Origin of the sequence: Allosaccharopolyspora coralli (assembly GCF_009664835.1) — a bacterium.
Taxonomy (GTDB): domain Bacteria; phylum Actinomycetota; class Actinomycetes; order Mycobacteriales; family Pseudonocardiaceae; genus Allosaccharopolyspora; species Allosaccharopolyspora coralli.
The window spans coordinates 2,624,230-2,639,537 of the sequence record NZ_CP045929.1; the positions used below are offsets into that span (position 1 = coordinate 2,624,230).

At 65.5% G+C, this 15,308-nt stretch carries 12 protein-coding genes; 5 read left to right on the forward strand and 7 right to left on the reverse strand.

Annotation, left to right across the window (positions count from 1 at the left end; translation table 11 throughout):
• Window positions 1-219: 219 nt before the first annotated feature.
• Both GIY23_RS12445 and sbnA read right to left on the reverse strand, forming a co-directional pair.
• A complete protein-coding gene (locus GIY23_RS12445; RefSeq protein WP_154076812.1) occupies window positions 220-1,536 on the reverse strand; it encodes an MFS transporter in 1,317 nt (438 codons plus the stop codon).
• Entirely contained in the window at window positions 1,533-2,516 is a 984-nt protein-coding gene (gene sbnA, locus GIY23_RS12450; RefSeq protein ID WP_154078803.1) for a 2,3-diaminopropionate biosynthesis protein SbnA, read from the reverse strand. The genes GIY23_RS12445 and sbnA overlap by 4 nt, the downstream gene beginning before the upstream one ends.
• A gap of 1,474 nt (window positions 2,517-3,990) precedes the next feature.
• Between sbnA and GIY23_RS12455 the strand changes: the two genes are divergently transcribed.
• The 4 genes from GIY23_RS12455 to GIY23_RS12470 all read left to right on the forward strand — a co-directional run bounded on the left by GIY23_RS12455 (window position 3,991) and on the right by GIY23_RS12470 (window position 7,735).
• Window positions 3,991-5,031, forward strand: a complete 1,041-nt coding sequence (locus tag GIY23_RS12455) for a C40 family peptidase (protein ID WP_154076813.1) — start codon at window positions 3,991-3,993, stop codon at window positions 5,029-5,031.
• Window positions 5,032-5,428: 397 nt separating this feature from the next.
• Window positions 5,429-6,346: a F510_1955 family glycosylhydrolase gene (locus GIY23_RS12460; protein WP_154076814.1), complete on the forward strand. Its 918-nt coding sequence runs from the start codon at window positions 5,429-5,431 to the stop codon at window positions 6,344-6,346.
• 76 nt (window positions 6,347-6,422) lie between these two features.
• Window positions 6,423-6,782, forward strand: coding sequence for a BlaI/MecI/CopY family transcriptional regulator (locus GIY23_RS12465; protein ID WP_154076815.1), 360 nt, complete (start codon window positions 6,423-6,425; stop codon window positions 6,780-6,782).
• On the forward strand, window positions 6,779-7,735 hold the full coding sequence (locus tag GIY23_RS12470; RefSeq protein ID WP_154076816.1) for a M56 family metallopeptidase: 957 nt from the start codon (window positions 6,779-6,781) through the stop codon (window positions 7,733-7,735). The genes GIY23_RS12465 and GIY23_RS12470 overlap by 4 nt, the downstream gene beginning before the upstream one ends.
• A 93-nt stretch (window positions 7,736-7,828) precedes the next feature.
• Here the strand turns inward: GIY23_RS12470 and GIY23_RS12475 are convergent, their stop codons facing one another.
• The 5 genes from GIY23_RS12475 to GIY23_RS12495 form a co-directional block, all read right to left on the reverse strand.
• The gene (locus GIY23_RS12475) at window positions 7,829-9,403 is read right to left on the reverse strand and encodes a multicopper oxidase family protein (protein ID WP_228717254.1); all 1,575 of its coding nucleotides are present in this window, start codon (window positions 9,401-9,403) and stop codon (window positions 7,829-7,831) included.
• A 617-nt stretch (window positions 9,404-10,020) separates the two neighbouring features.
• Window positions 10,021-10,707: a TVP38/TMEM64 family protein gene (locus GIY23_RS12480; protein WP_187351859.1), complete on the reverse strand. Its 687-nt coding sequence runs from the start codon at window positions 10,705-10,707 to the stop codon at window positions 10,021-10,023.
• Between the two features lie 346 nt (window positions 10,708-11,053).
• Window positions 11,054-12,013 (reverse strand): prolipoprotein diacylglyceryl transferase family protein, encoded by a 960-nt coding sequence (locus GIY23_RS12485; protein ID WP_154076818.1) that lies wholly within the window; start codon window positions 12,011-12,013, stop codon window positions 11,054-11,056.
• 730 nt (window positions 12,014-12,743) lie between these two features.
• Entirely contained in the window at window positions 12,744-13,694 is a 951-nt protein-coding gene (locus GIY23_RS12490; protein ID WP_154076819.1) for a M56 family metallopeptidase, read from the reverse strand.
• Window positions 13,691-14,062: a BlaI/MecI/CopY family transcriptional regulator gene (locus tag GIY23_RS12495; RefSeq protein ID WP_154076820.1), complete on the reverse strand. Its 372-nt coding sequence runs from the start codon at window positions 14,060-14,062 to the stop codon at window positions 13,691-13,693. Before GIY23_RS12495 ends, GIY23_RS12490 begins: the two co-directional genes overlap by 4 nt.
• Window positions 14,063-14,623: 561 nt before the next feature.
• On the opposite strand from GIY23_RS12495, the gene GIY23_RS12500 reads away from it, so the two are divergent.
• Window positions 14,624-15,304 (forward strand): DUF3105 domain-containing protein, encoded by a 681-nt coding sequence (locus tag GIY23_RS12500; RefSeq protein WP_154076821.1) that lies wholly within the window; start codon window positions 14,624-14,626, stop codon window positions 15,302-15,304.
• Window positions 15,305-15,308: the final 4 nt, after the last annotated feature.

Sequence of the window (15,308 nt, forward strand, 5' to 3'; positions counted from 1 at the left end):
GTGTGCGCAGGACCAAAGAGGGATGCGGCTTCGGCCCAAAGGTGGTTGCTTTGCGAGCCAAACGGCTGCCCGCCGCCGCAGTGGCGTGCAGATCCCGTTGGGTCGGGGGCATGACAAGGCCATGCAAACGCTCGGGTGCGAGCATCCAGGCACCGAAGGGGTGCGCGTCGACGCCCGAGCGGATCGAATTCCTCGCCTCCCCTGCGGTGCTGTGTGCGTTCACGATCGTGGGCTCGACAGCGAAAGCTGAGTCGTCTCTTCCGTCTCCGCGTGATCGTGACCAGCGCTGTCAGCGACGGCGTGTTTCTCCGCGCGGGCCGGACCGAGTGCGAGCACGCAGGCCAGGCCGGAGGCGGCGGCCATCACGAGCACAGCACCACTGACAGGCATGGCCAGTACCAACGGTCCGGCCAACAACGGCCCGGCGGACTGCCCGATCAGCAGGAAGCTGTTGGCCGTGCTGACCAACGAACTCTTCCGTTCCTCCGGCGCGTGACGGCTGAAGTGCAGGAACAGCGACTGAGCGAGCGCGGCGAAGCAGAAGCCCTGCACCAGCCGCAGCGGGATCAATGCCAGCGGCCCCAACGGAAGCACGACCGCCGCGATGCTGACAGCGCAACCCCCCGCAGCCAAGGCAAAGGCACGCACCGGACGGCCGGTGACGTCGTTGCGCTGACCCCACCAGAACGAGCCCAGCAGCGTGGCACCCCACATCACCGAATGCAGCACACCCACCCACAGGCTCGCGGAGTCTGGTGCCGTGACGATTCCGCTGACGTGCTCGGCGAAAACAGGGATCAGCCCGTAGACACCGAAGTAAGCTCCGACAGCGGCCAGCGAAAGCGGCACAGCGCCGGGAACTCGCATCGCGCCACGACTAGCTCCCCGAGACGCCTGAAACCCGTTGGAACGTGACCGTTCCGGTTCCTGGAGGCCGACGGCGGATCCCACCGCGAGAACGACCGCAGCAATGGCGATCACGAACATGAGCTGCCGCAAACCACCTGCACCGACGAACACTCCCCCGGCGATCGGACCGACCAACGCACCGGCTGCGGTCGCGCTGAACGACTTGCCCAGCGACGAGCCCCGCTTGTTGTCCGAACCGGCCGACCCCGCGAACGCCGCCGCTGCCTCGACAACTCCACCCAGCGCACCTTGCAGCAAGCGGCCCGCAACCAACACCAGTGGGCTGAAAGCCAGGGCCATGACCACCATCGCCAGCGCCAGCCCCAGCAGAGCGCGGACGACCATCCACTTGCGACCGATCCGGTCACCGAGCCGACCCCACAGCGGAGTGGCCACAGTCAAGGCCAGCGCCGGGGCAGCGATGGCCACCCCGGCCCACGTCTGCGTTGCCGCGACCCCCTGGATGCCCATGTCCTTGAGGTAGAAGGGCATGATCGGCACCAGCATCATCAACCCGGCGGTGTTGACGAACTGCCCCGCCCACAGCAACATCAGGTTCTTGCTGTCCGCCTCCACGGGGCCGCGCCGCCGCGGCCCGATGGAGGTCTGGAGCTCTCGCCGGGTCATGATGCGACCGCGTCGACCGCTTCCGGTTCCCACTGCGCGTCCGGCAGGCCAGCGACCCACGTGTCGTCGTAGACCAGGTCGAGGTAGCGCTCCCCGCGGTCGGGAAGCATCGTGACCACCCGGGCTCCAGGCTCCAGCTGTGGGAGCAGCTTGTCGATACCAGCCACGACAGCTCCGGAGGAGCCGCCCGCGAAGATCTTTTCCGTCTCCAGCAGACGGTGACACCCCGCCACGGAGTCCGCATCGCCGACGTGCAGCACCTGGTCGATCTCCTGTTGGTTCAGGATTTCCGGTACTCGGCTGGCTCCGAAACCGGGCAACTGCCGCGGTCCGGCGGGTGCTCCGAAGATGACCGAGCCGACGGCATCCACCGCCACGACCTTCATGTTCGGGTGCTGCTGCCGCAGTCGGCGGGCCATGCCTAGGATCGAGCCGGTAGTGGAGACCGCGGCCACGAGGTAATCGATCGACCCGGCCACGGTCTGCAGAATCTCCTGCCCGGCCGTTTCGTGATAGGCCCGCCAGTTCAGGTCGTTGGCATACTGATTCACCATCACCGCGCCAGGCGCAGCGGCCAGCTCCCGCGCGCGCCGCACACGCGTGTGCAGGTAACCACCCGCCTCGTCCAGTTCGGTCACCATCTCGACATCGGCACCATAGAGCGCGAGCAGGCGCAGGTTCGTCGTCGAGGTCTTGGGGTCGACGACCGCGGTGAACGACAGGCCGTGCAGGCTGGCCGCCATGGCCAGAGCGATACCGAGATTGCCCGAGGTGCTCTCGACCAGACGCATACCCGGATGCAGGGTCCCGTCCCGCAGGCCCTGCTCGACGATGAAGCGAGCGGGCCGATCCTTCATGCTGCCGCCGGGGTTGAGCATTTCCAGTTTGGCGATCACTTCGGTATCGGGCTCGGGAAAACAGCGGTCGAGACGAACCATCGGGGTTGATCCGACACAGCTGAGAACAGAATCGTGAATCACTGCGAACCTCCTGCAATGCGGCGCGTTCGGGGCGCAGCCGCACTCGGCTGAAAAAGACAAAAAGTCAGGTAACAGCAGGCAGCATCGCGAGGATCCACAAACAACCCGGCAACCGGACCACTGAGCCCATACCGCAGCACGGCCCGGGTCAGGGTCAGGGCACGCAGACACCTGTCCCGGAAGCGACAGGACTCAGCAGGGCGCCTCAACAGGGCGCGAGGGTCGCCGGGAACTTCACGAATCGTGCACGCGACGCTGCGAGGTAAATCAGGTTCGCGCGATACACACGCGTGTCAGAAGATCCACCCCGGACGGTCTCCATGGTGGGCGGGAACACCAGCGGTCGGAATGCGGCGGTGGCCTCGGCGCCGACAGCAGGGCGGCCAGCATCCCAGCGGCGGTTACCGCAAGCAGGACACCCAAACCCAGCTTCGCGAGATCGTCCTCCCACGAGCGTCCAGGCACCATGTCTGCGTAATGCGGACCGGCGGCATGGCACACCGGCCCATCGCTCTTCCCATGATCATGGCCAGCCTGCTTGGCGTGATCATGGCTCCCAGAAGCGTTCTGGGCCAGATGCTCGCCAGCAGGGATATCAGCCGAAGCCGCGGGCGAAGACATCACTGCCTCATGCGCCGGCATCCCAGCCGCAGGCAGCACAACGAGCTGGATCAGGAGAAGCCCCAACAGTGCCACCGGAAGCAAGACCAAGCCCTTCCGGTGCCGTCTCCCGGCGATCCACTCCTTCACGAACCCCACCGTAGCGACTGGGAACCCGAGGCCCCAACCATCTTGCGATGTCTCACACCAGCTTGCCGTTCGATTCGACGTTGCCGTTCGCCCTGCAACATCTTGTGGAAGCCACCAGCCACGGCGGGGCTGGTGGGGCGGGTACGAGCTCGGTCGGCCGTGCCGACCTCACCGTTGGGCCTGTGACGATCCGTCGAGCGTGGCCCTGACAGCCGAAACGTGAAACCGTTGCGCAGCCAGCCAGAAGGTACGGTTTAGGCCTTCGAGCACCCGTTGTGCCTTGCGACGGAAGGTGCTCGAGCCACGATGCGCGCGAGCCACCAGCGGCCCCGTAGCGCGGTCACGGCGCTCTGACCTTCCGGGTAACAACGGTGCGTGTGACTCGCTCTCGAGGCGCCGTCTCATGTGCGGGCAGTGCAGCTCGAACGCGGCGGGTCGGTTGAATTCGGGGCGGGGCAGGGAAATTGTGCCGTAGCGGCGACACGGCGTTGCCCACTCGATCCGCCGGCCGGTGAGCCTGGGAACCAGGATACTCAACGAACAGTGACAACATGATTCCCGTACGTATCTACGATTGGCAATAGTAGACATTCATGCACGTCTCGAGTAAGTTCCGCGTCCGGGCCGCGGGGAGCCCCGAGACAGCACGCAGACGTGGTTGATCGCATCTGGATCGTCGTCGCGCTCCGGGCTGATACCACCAGGACAGAGGAGACTTCCCAACGTGGCGTCACACCGGCTCAAGCGGTCGATGAAAGTGGCTCTCGCGGCTTCGGCCATCGCTATGATGGCAGGAACGGTCGCGATACCTGCCGGAGCGCAGCCCTCAGACCCGGTTGAGGAGTACCAGGAACTGGGTGCGGAGGCGGCCAACGCCGAGGAGGACCTCGCCGACGCGGAAATGGCCCTGGATACCAACGAGGCCGAGCTGGCCAAGGCCAAGTCCTCGGTCGCCCAGGCGAGGCAGCTCGAGGACCAGGCGCGACGCGATCAGGAACGACTTCGCGGTGAAGTCGACCACCTCACCGGCGCCGCCTACCGCGGCGCCCGCTTCAACCAACTCACCACTGCGCTGTCCAGCAAGAGCGCGGACGACTTCCTTGACCAAGCGACACTTCTCGAGTCACTGGCCGCAGACAACAGGCAGGTGCTGAACGACTTCAACGACGCGGCCGAGCGCGCCAAGGGCGCTCGTGAGCAAGCCCAGGAGTCCGAACTCCGCGCGCAGCAAGCGACCGACGCAGCCGCAAAACTTGTCTCCGACGTCCAAGGACGCAAGACGGATCTCGACGGCCGCATCGAGCAGGTCCGCCAAGCGCTGAACGATCTCAACGACTCCGACCGGGAGCGCCTGCAGGGTCCCGTCGACACCGGCTCCTACCTCGGGCCTCCGGGTGCTGCCAACGCCGCCTTGCAGGCGGCCCTGTCCAAGCGCGGCTCCGACTACGAGTGGGGATCGAAGGGACCGACGACCTTCGACTGCTCGGGCCTGACCCAGTGGGCCTACAAGCAGGCCGGTATCTCCATCCCGCCGAGCAGCCGCACCCAGTGGACGGCCGGCAAGCCGGTGTCCAAGGACCAGCTCCAACCCGGCGACCTCGTCTTCTACGACGACGGCAGCGGCGACCCCTCCCAGATCCACCATGTCGGCATGTACGTCGGCGGCGGAAAGATGGTCGATGCCCCGACCGAGGGACAACTCGTCGACGTCCGTTCCATCAAGGGCGACGGCCACTACATCGGCGCCCGCCGCATCGTCGGCTGAGGTCCACTCTCTCGCGCGCTGCTCACGTCTCAGGTGCGTGCCCAGCGCGCGAGGGTCTGCACGAGTACCCGCCGAACTCAGCGGGATGGGCCAGCCAGGTAACCAAGGTCTCCGCCGACCAGTTCAATCACGTCCGTCGGAGCTTCTCAGCCAGTTCAGTGGTGACCTGGCTGGCAGGGAATCCTCTGCCGGGCAACGGGCGCGATCCGATCGGCGTGCGCGCTCAGAGCGTCGGGGCGAGAGCCACGGGTGGGTACTGCGCAACTCGCCCTCGAACCAGTAGGTGGCGGACAAGTCCAAGTAAGCCGATCAACGTTCCCAGACGAGGTACTAGAATCGCTAGTACCCGAGTCATCCTGGCGCTACCAACGTCAGTCCTCGAGAAATTCAGGATCCCATGACACCGAACCGACTACTGCCGTCGTCCACCGACCAGCGAGCCAAGACGCGTGTCACCGTGCTGACGATCACAGCACTGTTGCTGATCGCGGGAGCCGTCGTTGCGATCTGGGCAGGCAACCGCAGTAGCAACGACGGCGGAACGGGAGGAGGGACTGCGGACCAAGCGATGACCCACGTGCACGGGCTGGGAGTCGACCCCGCAGACGGCATGCTCTACGCGGCTACCCACAACGGTCTGTTCCGGCTTCCGCAGGGCGGGCCCCCGCAGAGGGTGAGCGAGCTGCAGCAGGACACGATGGGATTCACCATCGCCGGGCCCAAGCACTTCCTCGGCAGCGGACATCCCGACCCTCAGCTCGCCGACGCTCCGGCGAATCTCGGGCTGATTGAAAGTACCGACGGTGGTCGCAGCTGGCGGCCGCTCTCGTTGTCCGGGCAGGTCGACTTCCACAGCCTGGAGGCCAAGCACGGCCGGGTGTACGGCTACAGCAGCACCACAGGTGAGTTCATGGTGAGCACGGACCGCGTGTCGTGGCAAAAGCGCGCACCCGTGGTCATGGCCGATTTCTCGGTGAGTCCGGCGTTGGCGAACGAGTTGCTCGCCACCACCGAGCAGGGCCCGGTTCGCAGCTCTGACGGAGGAATGACCTTCACCCTGATCCCCGGCGCACCCCTGCTGTATTTCCTCGATTGGGTCGACCACGCCACCGTGTACGCGGTAGACCCACAGGGACGCGCCTTCGTGAGCCCGGACGGCGGAAAGACGTGGGAGGCGCGCGCCCAGTTGGACAGCACGCCGCAGGCCACGGCGGTGGCTGGAGGTCGCTGGTATGTCGCGACCCAGACCGGAGTCATGGTCTCAACCAACGGTGGCCAGACGTTCCAGGTTCGAACGCCCTTGGCTGATCGGTGAGGCGTCTTGTGATTCGGAGGGCTTCGTTCCCAAACACCGACGAAGCCGTATCCTCGTTGTACTAGCAGGAGGTGACATGCAAGGTCTGGGCGATCTCGAAGGCGCCGTGATGGACGTGCTGTGGCGCGCGTACGGCCCGATGTCAGTTCGCGAGGTGTTGAGCGAACTCAACACGACTCGCGATCTCGCGTACACGACTGTCATGACGGTCATGGACAACCTTCACCGCAAGGGCTGGGTCGAGCGCGAGATGCACAACCGCGCCTACCAGTACACCCCGGCCGAAGGACGCGAAGAAGCAGCTGCTCGGACGCTGCGTGAGCTTCTGGATGCCAGCGGCTCCCCCCAAGCGGTTCTGCTGCACTTCGCGAAGTCGGTGTCCGAGGACGAGTCCGCGGCCCTGCGACGTGGCCTGAGGCGTCGGTCGAAGCAATGATCCTCGCGCTCGCTCTCCTCGTCGGTGTCGTCGCGGTTGCCTGTTCTGGCCCTGCTGTCCTCGACCGAATGGTCCGGCGCAAGGTCGATCCGCAGGCGGTGCTGGTGACATGGATCGTCCTGGTGGGTGCGACGTTCATGACTGTGATCGCCACGCTGGCGGTCATCCTGTTGCCGACCCATGGGCCGGCTCCAGTGCTCATCCAGCTCATCCACCATTGCTGGGTCGCCGTTCGTCACGGTGCGGTACCTCGCACTCACGAAATGGCAGCTTTGGCGCTATTCGTGGTCGCCTTCCTCACGGCCGCACAGGTCGGTCGTGGGCTCCTGCGGTACGGACGCCACAAGCGACAACTGCACCACAAGCACCTGCAGTTGCTCAGGATCACCGCTCACAGCGAACCGGGTCCGTTCACCACCATGTGGTTGCCTCACCCGGCACCACTGGCATACAGCGTGGCGGGTAGCCCAGCGTTCGTCGTGGCGACTGAGGGCGTCCGAGACGAGCTGGGAAAAGTCAACGCTGCTGCGGTGCTTGAGCACGAACGTGCCCATCTCCGTGGCCGCCACCACCTGCTGGTCGGCTTCGCCGAAGCGCTGGCCAAGTCGGTGCCCTGGGTGCCGCTGACCCGGCGCTCGCCCGACTTGGTGCGCACCGCGATCGAGCTGGCAGCCGACCTTGAAGCAGCCCGAAAGCACGGTACTAACGCTGTGCAGTCAGCGCTGCGCACGATGTCCAAAACCGGCGGCCCCTCAACACCTCAGCATGCTCTCGGAATGGCTGACAGTGGCGTTGCTCTCCGGTTGGAACATCTCGACCGACTCTCGGAGAACACCACCGCGGCAAGGCGCCTCCTCGTTTCCGGCACCGTCGGGGTGATGGCTGCGTCCGCCCCGGCCCTGACAGGCATCGGAATTCTGACGGCTGTCGGGATTCTTACCTGCCTGCTGTAACCGGCCCTTCGTTGACTCGCAACACGGCCACCGAGTCATCACCGCGCTGAGGCTCGGCACGCTGCGGCGCGCCCAAGCCTCAGTGCATCTACCTCATGCCAGGTACGAAAGCGTCGTCATCATCCCGGATTCGCCGTGGTAGATGTTGTGGCAGTGCACGAGCCACTGTCCCGGGTTGTCGGCTTCGAAGTCTGCTTCGACCGTTTGCATAGGCAGCACGATCGTCGTGTCCTTGCGTGCACCGGTGCGCTGACCGGAAACGAGCTGGAACGTGTGGCCGTGCAGGTGCATAGGGTGGAACATCATCGTCTTGTTCACGAAACGGAGCCGGACTCGCTCGCCCTGTGCGATCGGCAGGGGTGTGTGCTCATCGAAGGTCTGTCCGTTGATGGTCCACCGATACGGGACCGACATGTCCATGCCAAGCTCGAGTGTGTGCGTGCGGTCGGGGCGCTTCGGCGCGAAACGAACGGGCTCGGCGGCTGACAGGGCATTGGCCATCGCGATTTGACCGTCGAGCTCCCTGGGCCGCACCTCCGGCCCGGGCACGGCTCCCCCACCAGTTCGAACCAGCCCCATCGCCTGCCCCTGCTTGCCCTCCGCGGACGCCACGAGGGGAAACACGCCGTCAGAGAGGGTGACGACGACGTCGAACCGCTCCCCCATGCCTATCAGCAGCGAGTCGGTCTCCATCGGCTGTACCGGAAAACCGTCGGTGTCGGTGATTGTCATCCGGTGGCCGCCCAGTGCGACGCGGAAGGGGGTGTCCGCCGCCGCGTTGATGATGCGCAGCCGGAGGCGCTGTCCGGGCTTGGCCGCGATGGTCGTCGGCGCAGTCGGGATCCGTCCGTTGAGGAGGTAGTGCGGGTACTGCACGTCGCCGGTGTCACTGCCCAACGGTGACTCTGATCCGGTGGTATCCATGCCCGGCATCACACCGTGCCCCATGCCGCCGTGGTCCATACCGCCCATCGACATGCCCTGCCGCTGTAGTTCGGCCAGTTTGGCATCAGGGTTGGTTGTCACCCCGTCCAACCAGTCGTCGAGGACGATCACCGCTTCGGCGTCATATCGGCCAGCCTCGTTCGGATCTTCAATGATCAGCGGTGCGTACAGCCCCCGGTCCAGCTGCGCACCGACGTGCGGGTGGAAGAAGTACGTTCCCGGCTCGGCCATCGCGAACTCGTAGTCAAACGTCGAGTTCGGCCGAACCGGATCTTGCGTAAGGTCAGGGACACCATCCATGTCGTTGCGCAACGCGATACCGTGCCAGTGGATGGAGGTGTCCTGTCCGAGCTCGTTGCTCAGCTTCGCGCGGAGGACGTCCCCACGTCGAACCCGGATCTCCTTGCCAGGGAGCTGGTCGTCGAACGTCCAGGTCAGCACGTGCACGCCCCCGAGATCTACAGTGCTCCACTTGGCCCGAAGGTCGACGTTGACCACGTTCGCGTTAGCGGCCCTCCGGACACGCTCTCGAGCACCGATCTGCGGCGCGTAGGAAGCCACCGGCGATGGCGCCGCCGGGCCAGCGCACGCTTGAGCAACGCCCAGAGCGGCCAGTCCGGCCCCGAGACCGAGAAAACGCCGCCTGTTCAGAGACATGCGATTCCCTGCTGTGCCTGCGCCCTCGCGGAACGGCTGACGCACACCAATACGCTCGGCTTCCATCGAACACCGACCTCTCGCAGAAGACAACCAGAGTCTCTACTATTCGACATAGTATACATGCGAGGCGGAGTACCGAGGTCCGGGTCACCATCGTCACATCCCGCACACAGACGCCGATGTGGTTCCGGGCGATCAGCTCGGAGAAGATCCACTTGGCGCTTCGAAGCGATGGCGCCACAGGCGGACGAGAACAGCGCTCGCAAGACGAGTCAAATTCTGCGAGACCGAGTTGAAACGGCGCCCAGACCGCCAGCGAGCCGGAAATCCCGTGCAACCACCCGACAATCTAGTTGTAGATAGGACAACCGATCATGAGGAGCTCGGCGCGTTGAATCGGAACACGCCCACCTTGCGGCACCAAATCCCGAGCCAACCCACGGCGATCCACGCAACCGTGCTCTTCGCCGCGGGGATGAGCCTGCTCGACATCGCGGACGGGGTCTTCATGAGCTACGCCTATGTCATGCGGAACAGGCTTCGACGTTCGCTGGTGCCGAAGACGGACCACGTAGTCCTTCGCGCTCCACGCCTGTCGGTGCCAGCCAGTCGGTTCAACTTGCAACAAGAGCGGGGAACAATCCGTACTGCGAGGAGAAAAGGACAGAGACCGGTCAGCGCTACGGGGAGGAGCTTTCGGCTTCGAGCGGCTCCCAACCACGCGCTGATGCGGCTCCGGGCAACACGCGCCGCCTCCCGAACCAAGCAAGGGCAGAAAGAACAACCACAGCAACGGCGAATCCCAGCCAGGTCACCAACCCCGAGGCTGTGTCGACGACCAGGGCACTGCCGATAGTGACGTACGCGATGTTAGCCGGAAGCGTGCCCACAGCAGTCCCAGCGAGAAACGGCACCGTCCGAACGCGGGTGACTCCCGCGCCGTAATTGACCACTGCGTACGGCAGGAGGGGAAGCAGTCGGCACACGACCGTCGCGGTGAACCCACGTCGGACGGACAGGGCGTCCAGAGTCTCTAGTCGCCCCTCGCGAAGCCACGGCCCGACAGCGTCCCGGCCCAGCAGACGGGCCAGCCAGAACGCCACACCTGCGCCGAACACCGTCCCGAGCACCACGACGGGTAGCGCCACCGGCAGGCTGAATACGGCTCCGGCGGCTGCAGATAGGGCTGGCCTGGGCACGAAGAGCAGGGCGGCTACCCCGAAGACCAGCACGAAGAGCAACGGCGTCCATACATCACCGTCACTACGCCATTGGTCAGCGTTGAGCAGAGGGGCAACAGGGCGCGCCCACAGCCCGACGACAAGCGCTGCCAGAAGCAGAGTTGCGAAGACGGCGAGCCGTGCCATCGGCCGCCGCAACCACGTCAGTGGACGGCCGAGCCAAGACCCGCTCGGAGACATCGACCTTCCCCTCCGTGCCCACATCACTGGCGGCAGCGACGTGCTTCCCTACTAGATTCCGTAATAGAACTCTAGCTCGCGGTCGACCTTGCTGCGGTGCGTGACCTGTTTCGACGCCAGATCGCCCACCCGAGCGCGGCACCGCTGTGCCGACCATCACCCACTCCGGTACGGCACCGAGTCGTGTCGCCAAGGTCATCGTCGATCTCAGCGGCACCTCCGAGACCAAGACCCGGCTTCTGCGATGGACGGTCGAGCTCCGTGACCGGGCGGAACTTAAGGAAATCCCATGCTACGACATCGCGAATGTCCCAGCGCTGGCAACGAAAAGGAGCCCACATGCCACCATGGTCAGCAAGCGCCCGAGCCGCGTCCTGGACTCGGTGCGAAGCGGGAACAGCAGCTGGCGGCAGAACGTGTAGGCCGAGAGCGCGCCGACGAAGACCGCACCGCGAACCGGGGGCTGCACGCCAAGCACCAGTGCGAGTGCTGCCACACCGATCACGAGGGCCACTGCGGCCTCGACGAGTTGGACTGGGAACCGGCGAATTGCCACTCGTCGGTCAGACGACCACACACCCCACCGCGAACTCGTCGGCCGTCCCGCACAGCACCCCGTGAAGAAACATCCCGGCCTACCGATCGCCATGCCGAGGTAGATTCCCGGCGCGGTAGCGTCCAGCAGCGCCCCAAGGGGAAGCCGGAAGGCCGCGGCCCCGATCGCCAGTGCACCGACGGCACCGAGCAGGAAGCCCTGGATACACGCCCCGACCGTCAGGAAGTGTCGAGGGTGTTTGCGGTGAAGAGCTAGGCACCAGATCCGGGCGCCGACGTTCCCCACGAGACACGCAACAACCGAGATCACTACCGCGGCCACGACGTTGAGGTCCTCACGACCGAGCAATATCGCTTGGACAGCGATGGCAGCGACCGCCCCCACGCCCACCAGAGCCGGCCACGTCGCTAGCCGAACAGCCGGTCCGTACACCAGCGTCGCCAAACGTGTCCGATGCGTCGAGACGGTGGGACGGAACTTCGTCTTCCGGGAAGTACCGGCACGGACGGACTCCTGCCGGACGGGAATCGCCGTCACACGCCACTCGCCTGCTTTGATGCCCTGGACACGGGCGGTGACGGCGACCGGACCGCGGTCTGCGGTGATGCCCTCTACTCGCTCGAATCGTTCGAAACGGTCGTCGGCCCCTGGTCGTCCAGTCAGCCCGATACGGGAACCGGCAAACTTGATCGTCATCGTGGTCAGCTCGTCGAACGGCACAGGATCAATCCAGTACGTCGCGGCCAGCGCCTGCGGCTCGCCAGCAGCGACCTCGGCCGCACATCCACTGCCCCTAGGCTGGGCAGCCTGGACTCGAGCCCGACGCGGGCGCGACTCAGCGTCGGCCGACTGGCGCGGGCGCTGTGATGTGGTCGTGCCCTCTCGCGCCGCCACCGGTGCCGAAACTCGGCCGTGAGGCACCTGCCCAGCCAATGCATCCGGTACGGCACCCTCGTGCGAGCCCTGCTCGTGGTCTTCCCGAAGCGTTCCCACCTGCCTGGGCACCTTCGACCGAGAGGTCCGGGCCGTGGACTTCTTCCGCGACTTCTTGCTCACACCATCTCCCTCCGTGTCTACTATCTAGCATAGTAGCCACGGAGGGATGGTGGGCACAGATTCACGCGTTGTCGCCTGCAGCTCCATTATCGGCGGGTGCGTCTTTCGCGGGCGCAGGCCATAAGACAGCTCGGGTTCAAGGTGGATCAGCGGTCCGAACGATCGGGTCGTCGAACAGGCCCTCGGTGATCGCTCGGCCGTGTGGACGATGTCCGGCTCGATGGCCGGCTCGCTGTTGGTGAAGAGCCAGTGGTTGCGCCAGACCGGGAACGTTCGTCGGCGCGGTCCTGTACCCGGCGCACGATCAGCCGTGCAGTGACAGGGTTTTGGTAAACGCGCGGAACTCAATCTCGGCTGCCTCGGCAGGCAGCTACTGGAAGAAAACGGGGCAAATGGTCACGCCCATGGCCACCAGCCCAAGCCCTGGACCGAGAATCATCCCGGTGGCAGTGGCCCCGAGCGCCGCGCGGCGGATCGTGCTCTGGGAACGAGACGGCGGTTCGGCCAGCCGGAGCGCCCGGGCCAGTGCCGAGGCGCCAGCTGCGCCGAGTGCGCCCCGTGGTGCAGGGTTGCTGGTCATCGAAGCCAGAGCCGCCACCAGGGGGAGCGTGCCGTGACGTTTGACCGCAGCATCGTCCGCGCACAGCTCGAGCAAACGCGCGACCTCGACTTCGGCCACCTGGAACAGCAATGCACCGGGCAATGCGCGTCGCATCGCGCGCAGCGCGGTGAGCAGCAGGTGGTGACGACCGCGCAGATGGGCATGTTCATGGGCGAGAACCGCGGCAAGCTCGTCACGGTCAAGCGCGTCCAGCGCACCCCGGGTCACGACAACGGTGCGTGTTGGACTGGCGACGCAGTAGGCGGCCACGTCGGCCGTCTCGATCACGATCGTTCCGGCACCCAGCTCAGGCGCCTCCCGCCCAGCCAGCCGTATTGCGCGGGAATGCCGTTTCCCGTGGACGTGCGCGTGAACCCAGTGACGCGCCGCTCGCCACATCAGCCAGCCCAGCCACACCGAAACCAACACGGCAGGGACCGCGAGCAACGCAGCTACCCACGGCGCGGTGATGCCCAGTGGCCGAAGGGCAGCCAGACAACTCCGCAGGACATCCGCGACGCGACCCGGCCATGAGGCCAGGGAGAACAACGCGGCCACGGCGGCACCGATCCACGCCCCCACAGCGGTGGCAGCCGTCAGCGTCCACACCGCAGCCCCGAAACGGGGCGCCGTACCGGCGGCAGTCAGCCGGGGCAGGAAACGGGGTGCCACCACTGCCACGAGAAAACCGTAGAATGCCAGGCACGTCGCCAAGATCATCGACTTGACCCCTTCGTCGACAGACTGCGCAGCACCTCCTGCAGCGACCGAACCTCCTCCGGAGTGCCGTCGGCGAGGAAGTGCATCAACACTGCCTTCATATTCTGGCCTTCGCTGAGCGCTTCGCGCATCAGACGTGCGGCATGCTCCTCCCGGGAGACGGTCGGCTCGTATCTCCAAGCCCGACCGTCCCGCTCTCGATCGAGCCAGCCCTTGCGGTGGAGGATATCCATCACAGTCATCACCGTCGTGTACGCAGGGTTTCGCTCCTCCCGGAGCTCCTCGACAACTTCACGCACGGTCGACGAGGTCCCGCGTGACCACAAATGCTCCATGATCGCTGTTTCCAGCTCCCCGAACCCGCGCACCACACACCTCCTGCTCGACGTAGGCACACCAGCCGACGATGCGACTCAGCCACAACTTACTACTATACCGCTTCGTAGTAGATCAGTGAGCTGCCCAGTACCAGGCAAGGGAATGGCTTCCGAGAACAAGGGCAGTAGCTATCGTCTGGCGCCGGTGACCGAGCACTTGTGCTCTTGCAGGCACGCAGTCACGTCTGGTGCACAGATGCTGACGCGGTCAGCGTGCGGGCGAGGATAAGGATGATCCACTGCGGGAGCAGGCATACCGGCTCGACGCTACACTGGAACCTGCGCCAGCGGCCCGATCTCAGCCGACGCGCTCCGTCGTAAGCTCAGCATCGGCTCACCCGAGGCAGCCAAGAGCGGCGGAGTGAGCACCGGACCCACGGTGGGCGCCGAACCCCGGTCAGCCCATCACGGCGGTGCCCCACCCACCAACAACCCTCAACTACTGACTATGGTACTTAGTAGTTTAGTTTCCCATTTCGGAGGTGTGTTGTGGGCAGAGGTACCAGCAAGCGGCGCCCGTCGGTGGCCGCAGCCCGGGAACCTTGGTCAGGGATGACGATTGCCGGCGTGCTGGTGGTCCTGGTGTTCGCCGGGGCCATCTTCGGATATGCGTACGTGCAGTACGCAGGCACGCAGGAGAAGCAGGCTGCGCTGGCTCCCTTCGCGCCTTCGGAGCAGAATCCGGACCCCTCGAAGGCGATCCCAGGCGTCACGGTTGAGCAGTACAAGGGATCCCAGCACCTGCAGTTGCCGCAGCGGGTTGCGTACGACAAGAACCCACCGTTCGGTGGGGCGCACGACCAGTACTGGGCGGGGTGTGACGGCGTCGTGTACGGCCAGCCCTTCCGAGTCGAAAACGCGGTCCATTCCTTGGAACACGGGGCGGTGTGGATCGCGTATCGACCCGGTGCCGTCGACGCCGCCGGGATGCAGGCTCTGCGCGAGCGCGTCGAAGGCGAGTCGTACATGTTGATGTCTCCGGTGCCCACGTTGGACACGCCGATCGCTCTGCAGTCCTGGGGGCATCAGCTCAAGCTCGACCGCGCCACTGATCCACGCATTGACGAGTTCATCCAGGCGTTGCGTACCAACCGGTTCACTCATCCGGAGGTCGGTGGGACGTGCCAGACGCTGGGGCCGGGCGCCTTCGATCCCGACAACCCACCGCCCTTCCAGCCGGGACCACCTGGACCAGGCGCAACCCCGGTACGCGGCGGTGGCAGCGGTGGCTGAAACA

Coding starts and splice junctions, on each gene's coding strand:
- GIY23_RS12445 (WP_154076812.1), bottom strand. CDS start 1,536: ATGACCCGGCGAGAGCTCCAGACCTCCATCGGGCCGCGGCGGCGCGGC.
- GIY23_RS12460 (WP_154076814.1), top strand. CDS start 5,429: ATGACACCGAACCGACTACTGCCGTCGTCCACCGACCAGCGAGCCAAG.
- GIY23_RS12465 (WP_154076815.1), top strand. CDS start 6,423: ATGCAAGGTCTGGGCGATCTCGAAGGCGCCGTGATGGACGTGCTGTGG.
- GIY23_RS12470 (WP_154076816.1), top strand. CDS start 6,779: ATGATCCTCGCGCTCGCTCTCCTCGTCGGTGTCGTCGCGGTTGCCTGT.
- GIY23_RS12475 (WP_228717254.1), bottom strand. CDS start 9,403: ATGGAAGCCGAGCGTATTGGTGTGCGTCAGCCGTTCCGCGAGGGCGCA.
- GIY23_RS12480 (WP_187351859.1), bottom strand. CDS start 10,707: ATGGCACGGCTCGCCGTCTTCGCAACTCTGCTTCTGGCAGCGCTTGTC.
- GIY23_RS12485 (WP_154076818.1), bottom strand. CDS start 12,013: ATGACGATCAAGTTTGCCGGTTCCCGTATCGGGCTGACTGGACGACCA.
- GIY23_RS12490 (WP_154076819.1), bottom strand. CDS start 13,694: ATGATCTTGGCGACGTGCCTGGCATTCTACGGTTTTCTCGTGGCAGTG.
- GIY23_RS12500 (WP_154076821.1), top strand. CDS start 14,624: ATGACGATTGCCGGCGTGCTGGTGGTCCTGGTGTTCGCCGGGGCCATC.